This is a genomic window from Microvirga sp. ACRRW, from assembly GCF_022346925.1.
In the GTDB taxonomy this organism is placed as follows: domain Bacteria; phylum Pseudomonadota; class Alphaproteobacteria; order Rhizobiales; family Beijerinckiaceae; genus Microvirga.
Map to the genome: position 1 here is coordinate 315,364 of NZ_JAKRNJ010000003.1, position 14,942 is coordinate 330,305.

Sequence of the window (14,942 nt, forward strand, 5' to 3'; positions counted from 1 at the left end):
GAGTGTGATTCCGAAGCTTCGCGAACCTTTGCCTGCTAAACGCTTGAAAGAGCTTGGCATTTTATGTGCGTTTTGAATCTCTGTTGCGGCCCATTCCACCCCGTCTTTGCACCTTAAAGTCAAGCTGTTGTGTGGATAAAAAGGCAGCAAAGATTCCTTACAAAATGAAGGATTTCCCCTTGTTTTGGAGAGGGGGTGAGCAAGGTACTAGAGCCGCCTATCGAAAGGCCGCTTCAGCCCCCATCTCCATCGCCTATGGATCGCTCGATGGCAGGGAAGAGAAGAAGGTCTTCAGTTCGCACTGGCGGCTTTTTCCGGGCGGGTTTGCAACCCGGCCCTGCGCGATAAAGCGCGCGATGCGAGGCATCTCTCTCACGAAGGGTGGAGGTTGGCAGGTTCCGGCTCCGGAACTCACCTCCTGCCACGGGAAGCCGATGGCTTCGGGCAACAAAAAACCCGGCCGCAAAGCCGGGTTTGATGATCTTGTAGTGCCTGGAGGCAGATTAAGCGCTCAGAGCCTTGATGCGGCTGGTGAGGCGCGAAACCTTGCGGGAAGCGGTGTTCTTGTGAACGATGCCCTTCTGGGCAGCGCGCATCATCTCGGGCTCGGCGGCGCGGAGGGCGGCCAGAGCCTCGTTCTGGTTGCCGGAGGCGATAGCCTCCTCGACCTTGCGCACGAAGGTCCGCATGCGGCTGCGACGCGACTTGTTGACTGCGGTGCGCGTCGCAATCTTGCGGGTCATCTTCTTGGCGGAAACGGTATTGGCCATGGCCAAAGCCTCGTTCTTTTAAATCCCGACGCGACGAAGCGGCTAGAGCCCTGTCAGCAATCGGATGATGAATGGAAACCGAAGAGCCCGCGGGACGCGCGGGCTCGTGTGAGGCGGCTTATAGACGTGATCCTTCAGATCGTCAACGAGAGTCAGCCTTTGCGCGTCAAAAAAGCGCCGCGAGGCTTTTTTCGACGCTTGAGGAGAGCAGCTGGCGCCAGGGATTGGCGGGGTCCAGGAGGAGCCTGAGGGCCATCGCGGCCGAGACCAGGACCAGGAGCGGACGGATAAGCTTGACCCCCAGCCGCATGGCAAGCCGCGAGCCTACCTGAGCACCGAGGAACGAGGCTCCCGCCATAACGAGGCCCAGGGGCCAGAGTACGGCCCCGGTTGCCGCATAGAGCAGGAGGGAGCCGAGGTTGCTCGCGAGATTCAGGAGCTTGGTATGGGCGGTCGCCCGCAGCACCCCGTAGCCGAGCAGGCTCACGAAGGCGAGCATATAGAAGGAGCCGGCGCCCGGCCCGAAGATGCCGTCATAGAAACCGACCGCGACGGGCGCGGTGAGCCCGAAGGTCAGGGTGGTCATGCGGGCATGAGCGTCCTGATCTTTAAGCTTTCGCGACAGGGCGAAATAGACGGCAATCGCGATCAGCAGCACCGGGATCAGGGTCTGGAGCACGGTGGGCGGCAGAAAGCGCGCACAGAGCGCGCCCACGATGCCGCTGGCGAAGGCAATGGCGGCAAAGCCCCAGGCCTTGCGCCATTCGATCAGCTCCCGGCGCCCGAAGGTATAGGTGGCGGAAGCCGCAGCAAATGCGCCCTGGACCTTGTTGGTGGCGATCGCCTCCGCAGGACCGAGGCCCGCAAGCAGGAGAGCCGGCACGGTGAGCAGCCCGCCGCCTCCGGCGATGGAATCCACGAACCCTGCGAAAAAAGAGATCGCGGCGAGCGCCGCGATCATGTCGAAACCGATATCGGGCAATTTACTGGTCTTTGAACTCCGCCGCGCGCTTCTCCACGAAGGCGGCCATGCCTTCCTTCTGGTCGGCGGTGGCGAACATGGCGTGGAACACGCGCCGCTCGAAGCGGATGCCCTCGGAGAGGGAGATCTCGTCGGCGCGGTTGATGGTTTCCTTGGTCATCATGGCGATCGGCAGCGACATGGAGGCGATGGTGTCCGCCGTCTTCATGGCTTCCGCCATGAGATCGGCGAGCGGCACCACGCGGGCGGCAAGGCCCGAACGCTCAGCCTCCTCCGCGCCCATCATGCGGCCCGTGAGGCACATCTCCATGGCCTTGGCCTTGCCGATGAGGCGGGTGAGGCGCTGGGTGCCGCCCATGCCGGGCATGACGCCGAGCTTGATCTCGGGCTGGCCGAACTTGGCATTGTCTGCGGCGATGATGAAATCGCACATCATGGCGAATTCGCAGCCGCCGCCCAGCGCAAAGCCCGCCACCGCCGCGATCATGGGCTTGCGCCGTCCCGCCACCTTCTCCCAGCCGGAAAACTGGTTGTCGAGGTAGATCTGCGGATAGGCGAGCGAGGCCATTTCCTTGATGTCGGCGCCGGCGGCGAAGGCCTTCTCGGAGCCGGTGATCACGATGCAGCCGATCTTCGGGTCGGCCTCGAAGCCGTCGAGGGCGAGGTTCACCTCGTTCAGAAGCTGCGAATTGAGAGCGTTGAGAGCCTGGGGCCGGTTGAGGGTGATGAGCCCCACCTTGCCGCGCGTTTCAATGAGGATCGTTTCATAGGCCATGGCGCCACCTCCGCTGTTCTCTTCCCTGGGTTACGGGAGGCGGCGGGGCTCGGCAAGATCAAAGTGCCTACGCCTATCGTCATCCCGGGGCTGCGTGAGCAGAACCCGGGATCGCATGACGAGAATGGCGCTTTATTCTGCACACGATCCCGGATCGGCTACGCCGTCCGGGATGACGCTTTTCGGTCAGATCACTCCACCACCTTGCGATAAAGGTGCCAGGTAGCGTGTCCCAGGATCGGCAGCACGACGGCGAGGCCGATGAAGAGCGGGATGAAGCCGATGGCGAGCATGGCGGCGACGATGAAGGCCCACACGATCATCGGGCCGGGATTGGCGGCGACCGCCCGGAAGGAGGTGAGGATCGCGGGGATCGCGCCCACGTCCCGGTCGACCAGGAGCGGGAAGGAGATCACGCTCAGGGCGAACACGACGGCGCTGAAGACGAAGCCCAGTGCATTGCCCATGATGATGAGAGCCCAGCCATGCTGCGTGGTGAACACCTCATGGAGGAAGCCGCCCAAGGAGGTGGGCGCGTGCCAGCCGAACAGGGATTGATAGAGCGTCTGAGCCGTGAGGAGCCAGGCGATGAAGATCACCATCAGCAGGACGCCGAGCGCCGCGATGGAGCTTAAGGAATGCGAGCGGAAGACGTTGGCGACGCTGCTGACGGACACGTCCTGCCCGCGCTCGCGCTCGCGGCTGATCTCGTAGAGGCCCACGGCCGCGAGCGGGCCGATGAGCGCGAAGCCCGACATGAGCGGGAAGAGGATCGGCAGCATGTTGTAGCCGAAGGCGAGGCCTGCAAAGAACACGCCGAGGACCGGGTACATCAGGCAGATGAAGAAGATATGCGTCGGAGCAGCCCAGAAATCCGCCGCGCCCTGCCTCAAGGCATCGGTAAGATCGTGCATGCCGATCCGGCGGATGGTGAGATGCTCCGAAACCGGGTCTCTTTGAATGTGAGAGAAGGCATCGAGTCTGGCCATGGCGGTCCCTCCTGAACCTCGAGTTCAAGCGGTCGCGAGCCTGTCATGCGAGAGGATGCCGACGGGAAGGTCGCAACCTGCATAAGGAAAGACTTGTCGCCCTTTCAGGTTTTTTCGAGGAGGTCCAAGAAAATAGCCGGATCACTTTATCGAGCACGTGCCCGTTTCTGGCAGATTGGGCAATAGAAGGTGGAGCGACCGGATTGCACGAGCCGCGAGACCGTTCCGGTGCATTGGGGCGTCACGCAGGCCTCCCCCTCCCGGTCGTAGACGCGGAAGGAATGCTGGAAATAGCCGAGCGAGCCGTCGACCTGCGCATGGTCGCGCAAGGTCGAACCGCCCGCCGTGACGGCCTCCGACAGCACGTCCCGGATCACGTCCGCGAGCTGATGCGCCTTCTCCGTTGGCTTGCCCGCCTTGGTGACGAGCGATCCCGCCGCGGCCTCCGGGTGCAGGCCGGTGCGGAACAGGGCCTCGCACACATAGATGTTGCCGAGGCCCGCGATCAGGCGCTGGTCGAGGAGGGCGGCCTTCAACGGCGTACGCTTGCCCGAAAACAGGGCGGCGATGGTCTCGCCCGATAGTTCGTTGCCTAGGGGCTCGATGCCCATGTCTGCGAAATGCCTGCAGGTCTCGATCTCCGAGCGGGACACCAGATCCATGAAGCCGAAGCGGCGGGCGTCGTTATAGGTGACGCTCGCTCCGTTGGAGAGCTGGAAGACCACGTGGTCATGGGCACCCAGGCCCCCGTGCTCGTGGTGAAACTCCCCCGGCATCCGGGTCTCGCCTCCCTTGGTCACCAGGAAACGCCCGGACATGCCGAGATGCATGATCAGCACCTCGCCGGAGGAGAGATCGGCGAGCAGATACTTGGCCCGGCGGCCCAGAGCCCTAACCTCCTGGCCTTCCAGGCGCTCCGTGAACCTCTCGGGGAACGGGAAGCGCAGGTCGGGGCGGCGCTGCATCACCTTGGTGAAGCGGGCTCCCACCATGGCGGGCTCCAGGCCCCGGCGCACGGTTTCGACTTCGGGCAGTTCAGGCATCAACCATCTCTTTGGTTCTTGAGCTTCCTTACATAGCCATCAGCCCCCGCTTCCGCTATGGATCGCGGTCAAGATGCGACATGAGGGTGATAGAGTATGACCGACGAGAACACCCATTTCGGGTTTCAGTCCGTGCCCCTGGGCGAGAAGCAGGACCGCGTGAACGAGGTCTTCCGCTCCGTGGCGAGCCGCTACGACCTCATGAACGACCTCATGTCCGCAGGCCTCCACCGGCTCTGGAAGGGCGATTTCGTCTCCACCCTACGCCCCCCAAAGGACCGGCCTTTCCGCCATCTGGACGTGGCCGGCGGCACGGGCGACATCGCCTTCCGCATTCTCGAAGCGGGCGGGCCGCAGACGAAGGTGACCGTGCTCGACATCAACGGCGAGATGCTGAAGGTCGGCGCCGAGCGCGCGGGCGACCGCTACGGCGACCGCATCGATTTCGTCGAGGCCAATGCGGAAGAGCTGCCGCTCGAATCCAGCACCTATGACGCCTACACCATCGCTTTCGGCATCCGCAACGTGCCGCGCATCGATGCGGCGTTGCGCGAGGCGCACCGGGTGCTGAAGCCCGGCGGGCGTTTCCTCTGCCTCGAATTCTCGAAGGTGGACGTGCCGCTTATCGACAAGATCTACGACGCTTATTCCTTCAACGTCATTCCGCGCATGGGCCAGATGGTGACGGGCGATGCGGAGTCCTATCAGTATCTCGTGGAGTCGATCCGCAAGTTCCCGCCGCCCGCTGCGTTCGCGCGCATGATCGAGGAGGCAGGCTTCAAGCGTGTCACCTATCGTCCGCTCTCCGCGGGCGTGGTCGCCATTCACTCGGGCTGGAAAATCTAAGCGTGATCGGCAGCATCGTCCATCTCGCGCGAAACCTGCGCGCCGGTTTCATCCTCGCCCGCGAAGGCGCATTGGGTCTCTTCGATCCGAGCGCCCTGCCGCCGTCGGCACGCCTGGGCTTGCGCATCGCGCGCGTCATCGAGCGGCGACAGAGTGAGGACGGCGCGGCGCGTCTCTCGAAGGCGCTCACGCGGCTTGGTCCTTCTTACGTGAAGTTCGGCCAATTTCTCGCAACCCGCCCCGACATCGTCGGCGCTGCGGCTGCACGCGATCTGGAGCGCCTTCAGGACCGGATGCCTCCGTTCCCGCGCGCGCAGGCGGTGGCCACCATCGAGGCGGCGTTGGGCCGTCCCATTGACGATCTCTTCATCGAATTCAGCGAGCCGCTGGCGGCAGCCTCCATCGCGCAGGTGCACAAGGCACGCATCCGCACGCCCGAAGGCGAAGAGACGGTTGCCGTCAAAGTGGTGCGCCCCGGCGTGCGCGAGGGCTTTGCCCGCGATCTTCAGGCCATGCGCGCCGCAGCCCGCCTGTTCGAGCGCATGGTGCCCGATGCGCGGCGTCTCAAAGCCCTGGAAGTGGTGGAAACGCTCGCGCGTTCCGTCGCCGTCGAGATGGACCTGCGCCTTGAGGCGGCAGCCGTCTCCGAGCTTGCCGAGAACACCAAGGACGACCCCGATTTTCGCGTGCCGAAACCGGAATGGGATCTGACCGCCCGCGACGTGCTTACCACCACCTGGATCGACGGCATTCGCCTCAACGATATCGAGGCCATCGAGCGCGCGGGCTTCGACCGAGCGGCGCTGGGGCGCACGGTGATCCAGTCCTTCCTGCGCCACGCGATCCGCGACGGCTATTTCCACGCGGACATGCATCCCGGCAACCTGTTCATCGATGCGGAAGGCCGCCTCGTTGCGGTCGATTTCGGCATCATGGGCCGTCTCGGCATGAAGGAGCGGCGTTTTCTCGCCGAGATCCTTCTCGGCTTCATCCGCCGCGATTACCTGCGCGTGGCGCAGGTGCATTTCGAGGCGGGGTATGTTCCGCCGCATCACTCGGTGGAAGATTTCGCGCAGGCCATCCGCGCCATCGGCGAGCCGATCCACGACCGCCGCGCGGACGAGATCTCCATGGCGAAGCTGCTCACGCTGCTCTTCGAGATCACATCGCTCTTCGACATGGCGACGCGCACCGAACTCGTGATGCTGCAGAAGACCATGGTCGTCGTGGAGGGCGTGGCCCGCAATCTCGATCCGAAGCTCGACATGTGGACCACCTCCGACCCGGTGGTACGAGAATGGATCGAGCGCAATCTCGGACCCCTCGGCCGCGTCGAGCAGGCGGGCCGTGGCTTGTGGACTCTTGCCGGCGTGATCGGCGACCTGCCGGAACTGGCCCTTCGCGCCGAGCGGGTGCTTAACCAGATGGAAGAGGTGACGGCGCGAGGCGTTTCCCTCAACCAGGAGAGCGTCGCCGCCATTGGCCGTGCCGAGGCGCGGGGCAACCGCTGGGGCGTGGCGGCCTTGTGGATTATCGCCGTCTCGCTGATGATCATGCTGGTGAGAGGTTTTGCATGACGGCGCTTTCCGGCAAACGCATCCTCCTCGTCATCGGCGGCGGGATCGCGGCCTATAAATCCCTCGACCTGATCCGGCGCCTGCGCGAGCGCGGCGCGTCCGTGCGCTGCGTTCTCACCAACGGCGCGCAGCAATTCATCACGCCGCTTGCTGCGTCCGCTCTCACGGGTCAACGCGCCCATACCGATCTCTTCGACCGTGAGGACGAGGCGGATATCGGCCATATCAAGCTCGCGCGAGACGCCGATCTCGTGGTCGTGGCACCCGCTACCGCCAACCTCATGGCGAAGATGGCAGGCGGCCATGCGGACGATCTCGCCTCCACGGTGCTTCTTGCCACCATGCTCCCTATCCTGATCGCGCCCGCCATGAACGTGCGCATGTGGCTGCATCCGGCAACGCAGCGCAATCTGAAGGCGCTTCAGGCCGACGGTGTTCACACCATCGGCCCCAATGACGGCGCGATGGCGGAAGCCGAGTTCGGCCCTGGCCGCATGGCGGAGCCGCTGGAGATCGCAGCCGAGGTCGAGCGCCTGCTCGCGCCGTCCGGTGTATTGGCCGGCAAGCATGTGATCGTGACGTCGGGCCCGACGCACGAGCCCATCGATCCGGTGCGTTACATCGCCAACCGTTCCTCCGGCAAGCAGGGCCATGCCATCGCGAAAGCGGCTGCCGCGGCAGGCGCGCGCGTGACGCTGATCTCCGGCCCCGTCGATCTGCCCGATCCGAAGGGCGTCGCGGTTGTGCGGGTTGAAAGCGCGCGCGAGATGCTGGAGGCCGTGCAAGGCGCGTTGCCCGCCGATATCGGCATCTTCGCCGCCGCCGTCGCCGATTGGCGGGTAGTCAATGCGGGCGAGCAGAAGATCAAGAAGAAGGACGGCGCGTTGCCGAACCTGTCTCTCACCGAGAACCCCGACATTCTCGCGACCGTGTCTCAGCTCACGAAGAATCGACCGGCGCTCATGGTTGGCTTTGCCGCCGAGACGGAGAACGTGATCGAGCACGCGAAGCAGAAGCTCGCGAAGAAGGGTTGCGATCTCATCGTCGCCAACGACGTGTCGCCTGCGACCGGCGTGATGGGCGGCGAGAGCAATACGGTGCATCTCGTGACGAAATCGGGTGTCGAGACCTGGCCGACGCTCTCGAAATCGGAAGTGGCCGAAAAGCTGATCGCGCATGTGGGCGCTTTGATCGGAGGCGTGAAACCATGAGCCACTTGCTGCGCGTTCAGCGCTTGTCCCACGGCGCGGATCTGCCGTTGCCGCGCTATGAAACGGCGGGCGCTGCGGGCATGGATCTGATTGCCGCCAATCCGGGGGATACGCCGGTTGTGTTGGCGCCCATGGAGCGCAAGCTCGTTCCGACCGGCCTTATCATCCAGCTGGAGCAGGGTTACGAGGCCCAGGTGCGGCCTCGCTCCGGCTTGGCCTTCAAGAATGGCGTGACGGTGCTCAATGCGCCGGGCACCATCGATGCGGATTATCGCGGCGAGGTGCAGGTGCTGCTCGTCAATCTCGGAGCGGAGCCTTTCACCATCACGCGCGGCATGCGCATCGCGCAGATGATCGTCGCGCCCGTGACCACGGTCGAGCTTGTAGAGGTCGGTGCCGTCAACGATACGTCGCGCGCGGCAGGCGGGTTCGGATCGACGGGGATGAGCTGAGGGCACGCGATGAATTTTCTCTCTCGCCGTTCGCTTCTCGCCATTTCCGCCGTCACGGATATTGCCCTTCACGCACGCCCCATGCCGGTCTCGGCGAAGGCGCTCGCCGCCCGGCACAATCTTCCCCCGCGCTATCTCGAGCCCGTGCTGCAGGCACTGGTGCGGCAGGGTATTCTCAAGGGCGTACGCGGCCCGCGCGGCGGCTATGAATTGGCCCGCGAGCGGCGGCGCATCACGGCAGGCGACATCGTGCGCATCGCCATGGCAGCGCAGGACGACGAGACGAACGCGCCTGTGCCGGAATCGCGCCTTGCCGAGGCGGTGGTCGCTCCTTTGGTCGCGAAGGGTACAGAGGCCTTTCTGGCCGAGCTCGACAAGGTGACGGTGGAGGATTTGTGCAATCGGGCTCAGGACGAAGCCGTCATGGGATCGACCAAACCTGTCGATTTCACGATTTAAATTTGTAAATTTTATCAATTATCGACAGTCGTTGCGAAAAGGATTAAGGTCCTTCCATTCTCATGGAGGATCTTATGGCTGACACCCTCAAAGCCTCGGGCACCAAGCCCGGCCGCGGCCGTATCTACGGCTCGATTACGGAAACCATCGGCAACACCCCGCTCGTGCGCCTCAACCGGCTGCCGAAGGAACTCGGGATCGAGGCGGAGATCCTCCTCAAGCTTGAATTCTTCAACCCGATCTCCAGCGTAAAGGACCGCATCGGCGTCAACATGGTCGATGCCATGGAAGCGGCGGGCCAGATCAAGCCCGGCACCACGCTGATCGAGCCCACCTCCGGCAACACGGGCATTGCGCTCGCCTTCGTGGCCGCCGCACGGGGCTATCGCCTGATCCTTGTCATGCCCGAGACCATGTCTCTCGAGCGCCGCAAGATGCTGGCCTTCCTCGGCGCGGAACTCGAGCTGACTCCCGGCCCCCAAGGCATGAAGGGTGCGATTGCCCGCGCTGAAGAACTGCTGAAGGAAATTCCGAATTCTGTCATTCCGCAGCAGTTCCAGAACCCGGCCAACCCCGAGATCCACCGCAAGACGACGGCTGAGGAAATCTGGAACGACACCGACGGTCATTTCGATGCTTTCGTGGCGGGCGTCGGCACCGGCGGCACGATCACGGGCGTGGCGCAGGTCATCAAGCCGCGTCTGCCGAACATGAAGGTCTTCGCCGTGGAGCCGGAGGATTCTCCGGTGCTCTCCGGCGGTCAGCCCGGCCCGCACAAGATCCAGGGCATCGGCGCAGGCTTCGTGCCGGACGTGCTCGACCGCTCGCAGATCGACGGTATCGTGACCATCGGCAACCAGACCGCGTTCGACACGGCGCGCAAGCTCGCGAAGCTCGAAGGCATTCCGGGCGGCATCTCCACGGGCGCGAACGTGGCAGCAGCGCTTGAGATCGCTTCTCGTCCCGAGTTCAAGGGCAAGCGCATCGTCACCGTCGCGCCGTCCTTCGCCGAGCGTTATCTCTCGACGGCCCTTTTCGAAGGGCTCTGAGAGTCTTTAAGATCGATGTTGCAAGGGCGGCTTTCGAGCCGCCCTTTTTGTTTGAAGGCCTCGAAGCTTGGCAAGAACTTACCCGACATCGTCGGGTTCTCCTGAGACACATATTCGATGATGTTTCAGGAGTTCATCATGGCTGAGCGCAAAGCGCCGCATTCATTGAAAGAGCAATCCGCGGATCAGATCCGCAACGAGCAGCGCGGAGGAGTTGACAGCCCCGTCGACCCGAACCGCGACGGCGGGCCCGAAGGTAACGCCACCTTGCGCAAGGTGTGGGATGAGGCGGGAGGCGAGGCTTACGCCTATCGGCAATCGATGGGCGGTGCCGGCAACCGTGACGAAGACCATTCCGAACTGACTGCCGCCGAGACGCCAGAGACGACGAAACACCTGAGCGATGCCAGTCTCTCGCCGAAGGACAAGGACGCGACGCAAGAAGCCATCGAGCGCGCCACCGCCGTCAACGGCAAGGACAAAGGCTAGGAGAGCATCATGGGCAATGCAGGCTACGGCAATCACACCGACGATACGAAGCGCTCCGATCCCAAGAAATCCGATCCCAAGAAACCGGCGAACGACAAGCCTGCGCCTTCCGGCATGCATCCGGCTGGCCCGCATGCGGATCCCAAACTGACGAACCCCGATTCCACGCCCGGTGCGGGCACGCTTCCCGACAACAAGCAGGGCGGCGACGCGGATTCATCCAGCGGCTGAGCCGCATCGATGACAGGATATAAAAGGAAACGCGATGAAGTCTTCCGGTAAGAAATCCAATCAGGCGACCGACAAGGACATCGACGCGCCGCGTCTGACTGCGCAGGGCCGTGAAAATCCGAACGCTTCGGGTCAAGACTCCACCAATCCGATGGGTGAAGGCGCGAAGAAGGGGCAGAGCAGCAAGGCTGAAGGTTGATTCAAGCGTCATCCCGGACGAAGCGCAGCGAAGATCCGGGATCGTTTCAGGATAAAGCGCTATTCTTGCCTTGCGATCCCGGGTTCTGCTCCGCAGCCCCGGGATGACGACGTTTGAAGGAAAGCGCAGTCTCCATCACACGCCACCATCACGTCCATACAACCGAAAACCCTCACGCTCGCAAAGGCGCTCGTAATAGCGCTCGATCTCCGGCAGGTTGGGCCGCTCCAGCGGAATGCTCTTCCAGCGATGAATCGACAGGCCAATGACGATATCGGCGCAGGTGAATTGCGCACCGGCGATGTAAGCGCCCGTACGCGTCAGCTCCTGCGCGACGATGCCAACGGCAGAGCAGAACCTGTTCCAGGATTCCGCGATCTGCTTCTCGTCCTGAAAGTTCGGGTGCTTGCGTACGAGTCCCATGAATGCGTAGCGCCAGGTGTTGTTGAAGTCTGAGACCTGCCAGTCCATCCACTTCTCGACCTGCGCGCGCTCGGCGGGCGTGTCGGGCAATAAATCATGACGGCCTTCGCGGGCCGCGAGATAGCGAACGATGCTGTTCGATTCCCAGAAGATCTGGCCCGCGTCTTCCAGCACCGGGATCATGCCGACGGGATTGAGCTTTTGAAACTCGGGGTCGGTGACGGGACGGGTCTCGCCACCCCAATCGATGCGCTCGAAGGGCAGGCCGAGTTCCGTGCAGGTCCAGAGAACCTTGCGAACGTTGATGGATTTCGGCTGGCCGTAGATCTTCAGCATGGTGAATTTCCATATGAAAAAGGCCGCCCAGTGGGCGGCCTTTTGATCGGGTTAAGCGCTCAGCGCTTCCTTCTGCTTGTCGGCGCGCTTGCGGTCGTTCGGGTCGAGGATCGCCTTGCGGATGCGGATGGACTTCGGCGTCACTTCCACGAGCTCGTCGTCCTCGATCCATGCGAGCGAGCGCTCGAGGGTCATGCGGATCGGCGGCGTCAGGCGCACCGCTTCGTCCTTCGAGGTCGTGCGGATGTTGGTAAGCTTCTTGCCCTTCAGCACGTTCACCTCGAGATCGTTCTCGCGGTTGTGCTCGCCGATGATCATGCCCTGATAGACCTTCCAGCCGGGCTCGATCATCATCGGGCCGCGATCTTCCAGGTTCCACAGCGCGTAAGCGACAGCCTCGCCTGCGTCGTTGGAGATCAGCACGCCGTTGCGGCGGCCGGCGATCTCGCCCTTGTAGGGCTGATAGGCGTGGAACAGGCGGTTCATGATCGCCGTGCCGCGCGTGTCGGTGAGAAGCTCGCTCTGGTAGCCGATGAGGCCACGGGTCGGAGCGTAGAACACGAGGCGCTGACGGTTGCCGCCCGACGGCTTCATCTCGACCATCTCGGCGCGGCGCTCGGACATCTTCTGCACGACAACGCCGGAATGCTCCTCGTCCACGTCGATCACCACTTCCTCGATGGGCTCGAGGAGGTTGCCGGCCTCGTCCTTCTCGAAGACGACGCGGGGACGCGACACGGCAAGCTCGAAGCCCTCGCGGCGCATGGTCTCGATGAGGATCGCGAGCTGCAATTCGCCACGGCCCGAGACGAAGAACGAATCCTTGTCGGAGGCTTCTTCGATCTTCAGGGTCACGTTGCCTTCCGCTTCCTTGAACAGGCGGTCGCGGATCATGCGGCTCGTCACCTTGTCGCCCTCGGTGCCCGCGAGCGGGCTGTCATTGACGATGAAGGACATGGTCACGGTCGGCGGATCGATGGGCTGGGCCTGGATCGGAATGTCGTTTTCCGGCGCGCAGAAGGTATCGGCCACCGAGCCCTTCACGAGGCCCGCGATGGAGACGATGTCGCCTGCCTCGCCCACGTCGATGGGCTGGCGCTCGAGGCCACGGAAGGCGAGGATCTTGGACACGCGGCCGGTCTCGACCACGTTGCCCTCACGGTCGAGCACCTTGATCGACTGGTTCGGCTTTACCGTACCGGATGCGATACGGCCCGTGACGATGCGACCCAGGAAGGGATTGGATTCGAGCAGGGTGCCGAGCATGCGGAACGGGCCTTCCTCGACCTTGGCCGGGGGCACGTGCTCGAGCACGAGGTCGAACAGGGGGCCGAGGCCCTGGTCCTGCGGGCCTTCCGGCGACTTGGCCATCCAGCCGTTGCGGCCCGAACCGTAGAGGATCGGGAAGTCGAGCTGCTCGTCGGTGGCGTCAAGCGCCGCGAAGAGGTCGAACACCTCGTTGATGACTTCCACATGGCGGCCATCGGGACGGTCGATCTTGTTGATGGCAACGATGGGCTTGAGGCCGATCTTGAGAGCCTTGGACACCACGAACTTGGTCTGGGGCATCGGGCCTTCGGCAGCATCCACGAGAACGATGGCGCCGTCCACCATGCTGAGAATGCGCTCCACCTCGCCGCCGAAATCGGCGTGGCCGGGGGTGTCCACGATGTTGATGCGGGTGTCCTTCCAGACCACCGAGGTGGCCTTGGCGAGGATGGTGATGCCGCGCTCCTTCTCGAGGTCGTTCGAGTCCATGGCGCGCTCTTCCACGCGCTGGTTCTCGCGGAAGCTGCCGGATTGCTGGAGAAGCTTGTCGACGAGGGTGGTCTTGCCGTGGTCGACGTGAGCGATGATGGCGATGTTGCGAAGTTTCATAGGGGTCTTTCAAGTCAAAGCGGCCCGGCACGCGGCGGATGTCCCCGCGCCCCTGGCTCGTACCGGGCGATAAATCTGATGCGCTGCAATATAATGATTAAGGTGCGGCGGCAATAGGGCGTCTTGACGCCTTTCTAGGCAGGCCTGTCAAAGAGCGCGGGCGAAGGCATGCGGGAACGGCCTTGCGAGCTTGTGGCTCCGAGGTTTGGGGTCGAGGGAGGCGCGAGGAGGCGTCCGGCTCGATTGTGGAGTGTGTGAAGAACCCGACGGCTCCTCGCGCACGGTTCTTTTAGGCGTACACCGTGTCTTTCAACGATGGGCCTCCCGCCGACAGGCTTGCGAGGCCTGACACAGGACCGCTCCCGGCTCCGACAATCACGACGCCTCGCGAGCGCGCCCCTCTCTGAGCCGGGACACCCACAGCTATAGCCAAGGTTAGGACCAAAGTCAAGAACAAAAGCGGAACATTGATCGGAGGGCGTCATCCCGGACGGCAAAGCCGAGCCGGGATCGTCAGCAGGATAAGGCACGGGAAACCTCTCCCGAGCGGGAGAGGTCGACGCGCGTCAGCGCGGCGGGTGAGGGCATGCCTTCTCCGGCAAGGGCGCTCCCTCACCCCTGCCCCTCTCCCACCCGGGAGAGGGGATCTGCGCCATTCTCGTCACACGATCCCGGGTTCCGCTGCGCGGCCCCGGGATGACGCCACTCGTTTGCCGTCATAGCCGCCCATCGGATCACTGCGCCTTCTCGTAGCGCTCCACGCTCAGCTTCTCGATTTCCGGAAATGGCTCGAAGCTGGTTTCGGAGCAGGAACCATGGATCCGGGAACGGACGCGAATATTGCGCTGTCCTTTGCTGTCCGTCACCTCCACTTCACCGAAGGCTGTCTGGTGAATCGGGTAGAGGGGGTTTTCGATGAATCCCGTCACGCAATAATAGGTGTAGGGCTCTCCCGAGAAGGTGCGCTTCTCGGAGGGAGCGCTGATCCGGGCATCGATGATCTTGGCTTTGAAAACGGACATCGACCCGAAGGCCCCGGTCTGCAGCAGCTGCTTGGCAATCAGGGTGCGGATATTTTCAGGCTTCAAATCCGCCGCGGTCGGGCGAAGCGCCGGAGCGGTGACGCAGCCGCTGAGTGTGCCGCAAATGGCGAGAGCGAACAGGCGAGGGAGAGACAGGCGGCAAGGCAACGGCGGCATCCTCGATTAGGAATTTTCGCCAGCGATATAACTT

Annotated in this window: 17 protein-coding genes; 9 read left to right on the top strand and 8 right to left on the bottom strand. The window is 63.3% G+C overall.

Annotated features, from left to right (window positions below):
- Positions 1-503: 503 nt before the first annotated feature.
- The 5 genes from rpsT to mutM form a co-directional block, all read right to left on the bottom strand.
- A complete protein-coding gene (gene rpsT / locus MHY87_RS08850; protein ID WP_239351115.1) occupies positions 504-770 on the bottom strand; it encodes a 30S ribosomal protein S20 in 267 nt (88 codons plus the stop codon).
- 166 nt (positions 771-936) lie between these two features.
- The gene (locus tag MHY87_RS08855) at positions 937-1,752 is read right to left on the bottom strand and encodes a TSUP family transporter (RefSeq protein ID WP_239351117.1); all 816 of its coding nucleotides are present in this window, start codon (positions 1,750-1,752) and stop codon (positions 937-939) included.
- Position 1,753: 1 nt separating this feature from the next.
- Entirely contained in the window at positions 1,754-2,527 is a 774-nt protein-coding gene (locus tag MHY87_RS08860; RefSeq protein ID WP_239351119.1) for an enoyl-CoA hydratase, read from the bottom strand.
- A 191-nt stretch (positions 2,528-2,718) separates the two neighbouring features.
- Complete coding sequence (locus tag MHY87_RS08865) at positions 2,719-3,516, bottom strand: DUF2189 domain-containing protein (RefSeq protein WP_239351121.1); 798 nt, start codon at positions 3,514-3,516, stop codon at positions 2,719-2,721.
- 146 nt (positions 3,517-3,662) lie between these two features.
- On the bottom strand, positions 3,663-4,559 hold the full coding sequence (gene mutM, locus MHY87_RS08870; RefSeq protein WP_239351123.1) for a bifunctional DNA-formamidopyrimidine glycosylase/DNA-(apurinic or apyrimidinic site) lyase: 897 nt from the start codon (positions 4,557-4,559) through the stop codon (positions 3,663-3,665).
- 96 nt (positions 4,560-4,655) lie between these two features.
- Between mutM and ubiE the strand changes: the two genes are divergently transcribed.
- The 9 genes from ubiE to MHY87_RS08915 all read left to right on the top strand — a co-directional run bounded on the left by ubiE (position 4,656) and on the right by MHY87_RS08915 (position 11,072).
- Positions 4,656-5,405, top strand: a complete 750-nt coding sequence (ubiE, locus tag MHY87_RS08875) for a bifunctional demethylmenaquinone methyltransferase/2-methoxy-6-polyprenyl-1,4-benzoquinol methylase UbiE (RefSeq protein WP_239351125.1) — start codon at positions 4,656-4,658, stop codon at positions 5,403-5,405.
- A 2-nt stretch (positions 5,406-5,407) separates the two neighbouring features.
- The gene (gene ubiB, locus MHY87_RS08880; protein ID WP_239351127.1) at positions 5,408-6,982 is read left to right on the top strand and encodes a 2-polyprenylphenol 6-hydroxylase; all 1,575 of its coding nucleotides are present in this window, start codon (positions 5,408-5,410) and stop codon (positions 6,980-6,982) included.
- Positions 6,979-8,193 (top strand): bifunctional phosphopantothenoylcysteine decarboxylase/phosphopantothenate--cysteine ligase CoaBC, encoded by a 1,215-nt coding sequence (coaBC, locus tag MHY87_RS08885; protein ID WP_239351128.1) that lies wholly within the window; start codon positions 6,979-6,981, stop codon positions 8,191-8,193. Before ubiB ends, coaBC begins: the two co-directional genes overlap by 4 nt.
- Positions 8,190-8,645 carry a dUTP diphosphatase gene (dut, locus tag MHY87_RS08890; protein WP_239351129.1) on the top strand — a complete coding sequence of 152 codons (456 nt, stop codon included), beginning with the start codon at positions 8,190-8,192 and terminating at the stop codon, positions 8,643-8,645. The genes coaBC and dut overlap by 4 nt, the downstream gene beginning before the upstream one ends.
- 9 nt (positions 8,646-8,654) lie before the next feature.
- Positions 8,655-9,104 carry an Rrf2 family transcriptional regulator gene (locus MHY87_RS08895; RefSeq protein WP_239351130.1) on the top strand — a complete coding sequence of 150 codons (450 nt, stop codon included), beginning with the start codon at positions 8,655-8,657 and terminating at the stop codon, positions 9,102-9,104.
- Between the two features lie 74 nt (positions 9,105-9,178).
- The gene (cysK, locus tag MHY87_RS08900; protein WP_239351131.1) at positions 9,179-10,153 is read left to right on the top strand and encodes a cysteine synthase A; all 975 of its coding nucleotides are present in this window, start codon (positions 9,179-9,181) and stop codon (positions 10,151-10,153) included.
- Positions 10,154-10,291: 138 nt separating this feature from the next.
- Complete coding sequence (locus tag MHY87_RS08905; RefSeq protein WP_239351132.1) at positions 10,292-10,642, top strand: hypothetical protein; 351 nt, start codon at positions 10,292-10,294, stop codon at positions 10,640-10,642.
- A 9-nt stretch (positions 10,643-10,651) separates the two neighbouring features.
- On the top strand, positions 10,652-10,873 hold the full coding sequence (locus MHY87_RS08910) for a hypothetical protein (protein ID WP_239351133.1): 222 nt from the start codon (positions 10,652-10,654) through the stop codon (positions 10,871-10,873).
- Between the two features lie 34 nt (positions 10,874-10,907).
- A complete protein-coding gene (locus tag MHY87_RS08915; RefSeq protein ID WP_239351134.1) occupies positions 10,908-11,072 on the top strand; it encodes a hypothetical protein in 165 nt (54 codons plus the stop codon).
- A 135-nt stretch (positions 11,073-11,207) separates the two neighbouring features.
- Here the strand turns inward: MHY87_RS08915 and MHY87_RS08920 are convergent, their stop codons facing one another.
- The 3 genes from MHY87_RS08920 to MHY87_RS08930 all read right to left on the bottom strand — a co-directional run bounded on the left by MHY87_RS08920 (position 11,208) and on the right by MHY87_RS08930 (position 14,899).
- Complete coding sequence (locus MHY87_RS08920; protein WP_239351136.1) at positions 11,208-11,831, bottom strand: glutathione S-transferase family protein; 624 nt, start codon at positions 11,829-11,831, stop codon at positions 11,208-11,210.
- A 51-nt stretch (positions 11,832-11,882) separates the two neighbouring features.
- Positions 11,883-13,709 carry a translational GTPase TypA gene (gene typA / locus MHY87_RS08925; protein WP_239351138.1) on the bottom strand — a complete coding sequence of 609 codons (1,827 nt, stop codon included), beginning with the start codon at positions 13,707-13,709 and terminating at the stop codon, positions 11,883-11,885.
- A 734-nt stretch (positions 13,710-14,443) separates the two neighbouring features.
- Complete coding sequence (locus tag MHY87_RS08930) at positions 14,444-14,899, bottom strand: hypothetical protein (RefSeq protein WP_239351140.1); 456 nt, start codon at positions 14,897-14,899, stop codon at positions 14,444-14,446.
- Between the last annotated feature and the right edge of the window lie 43 nt (positions 14,900-14,942).

What these genes read in the sequence shown, in the direction of transcription:
- rpsT (WP_239351115.1), bottom strand. Translation starts at nt 770, where the DNA reads ATGGCCAATACCGTTTCCGCCAAGAAGATGACCCGCAAGATTGCGACG.
- MHY87_RS08860 (WP_239351119.1), bottom strand. Translation starts at nt 2,527, where the DNA reads ATGGCCTATGAAACGATCCTCATTGAAACGCGCGGCAAGGTGGGGCTC.
- MHY87_RS08865 (WP_239351121.1), bottom strand. Translation starts at nt 3,516, where the DNA reads ATGGCCAGACTCGATGCCTTCTCTCACATTCAAAGAGACCCGGTTTCG.
- mutM (WP_239351123.1), bottom strand. Translation starts at nt 4,559, where the DNA reads ATGCCTGAACTGCCCGAAGTCGAAACCGTGCGCCGGGGCCTGGAGCCC.
- ubiE (WP_239351125.1), top strand. Translation starts at nt 4,656, where the DNA reads ATGACCGACGAGAACACCCATTTCGGGTTTCAGTCCGTGCCCCTGGGC.
- coaBC (WP_239351128.1), top strand. Translation starts at nt 6,979, where the DNA reads ATGACGGCGCTTTCCGGCAAACGCATCCTCCTCGTCATCGGCGGCGGG.
- dut (WP_239351129.1), top strand. Translation starts at nt 8,190, where the DNA reads ATGAGCCACTTGCTGCGCGTTCAGCGCTTGTCCCACGGCGCGGATCTG.
- MHY87_RS08895 (WP_239351130.1), top strand. Translation starts at nt 8,655, where the DNA reads ATGAATTTTCTCTCTCGCCGTTCGCTTCTCGCCATTTCCGCCGTCACG.
- cysK (WP_239351131.1), top strand. Translation starts at nt 9,179, where the DNA reads ATGGCTGACACCCTCAAAGCCTCGGGCACCAAGCCCGGCCGCGGCCGT.
- MHY87_RS08905 (WP_239351132.1), top strand. Translation starts at nt 10,292, where the DNA reads ATGGCTGAGCGCAAAGCGCCGCATTCATTGAAAGAGCAATCCGCGGAT.
- MHY87_RS08910 (WP_239351133.1), top strand. Translation starts at nt 10,652, where the DNA reads ATGGGCAATGCAGGCTACGGCAATCACACCGACGATACGAAGCGCTCC.
- MHY87_RS08915 (WP_239351134.1), top strand. Translation starts at nt 10,908, where the DNA reads ATGAAGTCTTCCGGTAAGAAATCCAATCAGGCGACCGACAAGGACATC.
- MHY87_RS08920 (WP_239351136.1), bottom strand. Translation starts at nt 11,831, where the DNA reads ATGCTGAAGATCTACGGCCAGCCGAAATCCATCAACGTTCGCAAGGTT.
- typA (WP_239351138.1), bottom strand. Translation starts at nt 13,709, where the DNA reads ATGAAACTTCGCAACATCGCCATCATCGCTCACGTCGACCACGGCAAG.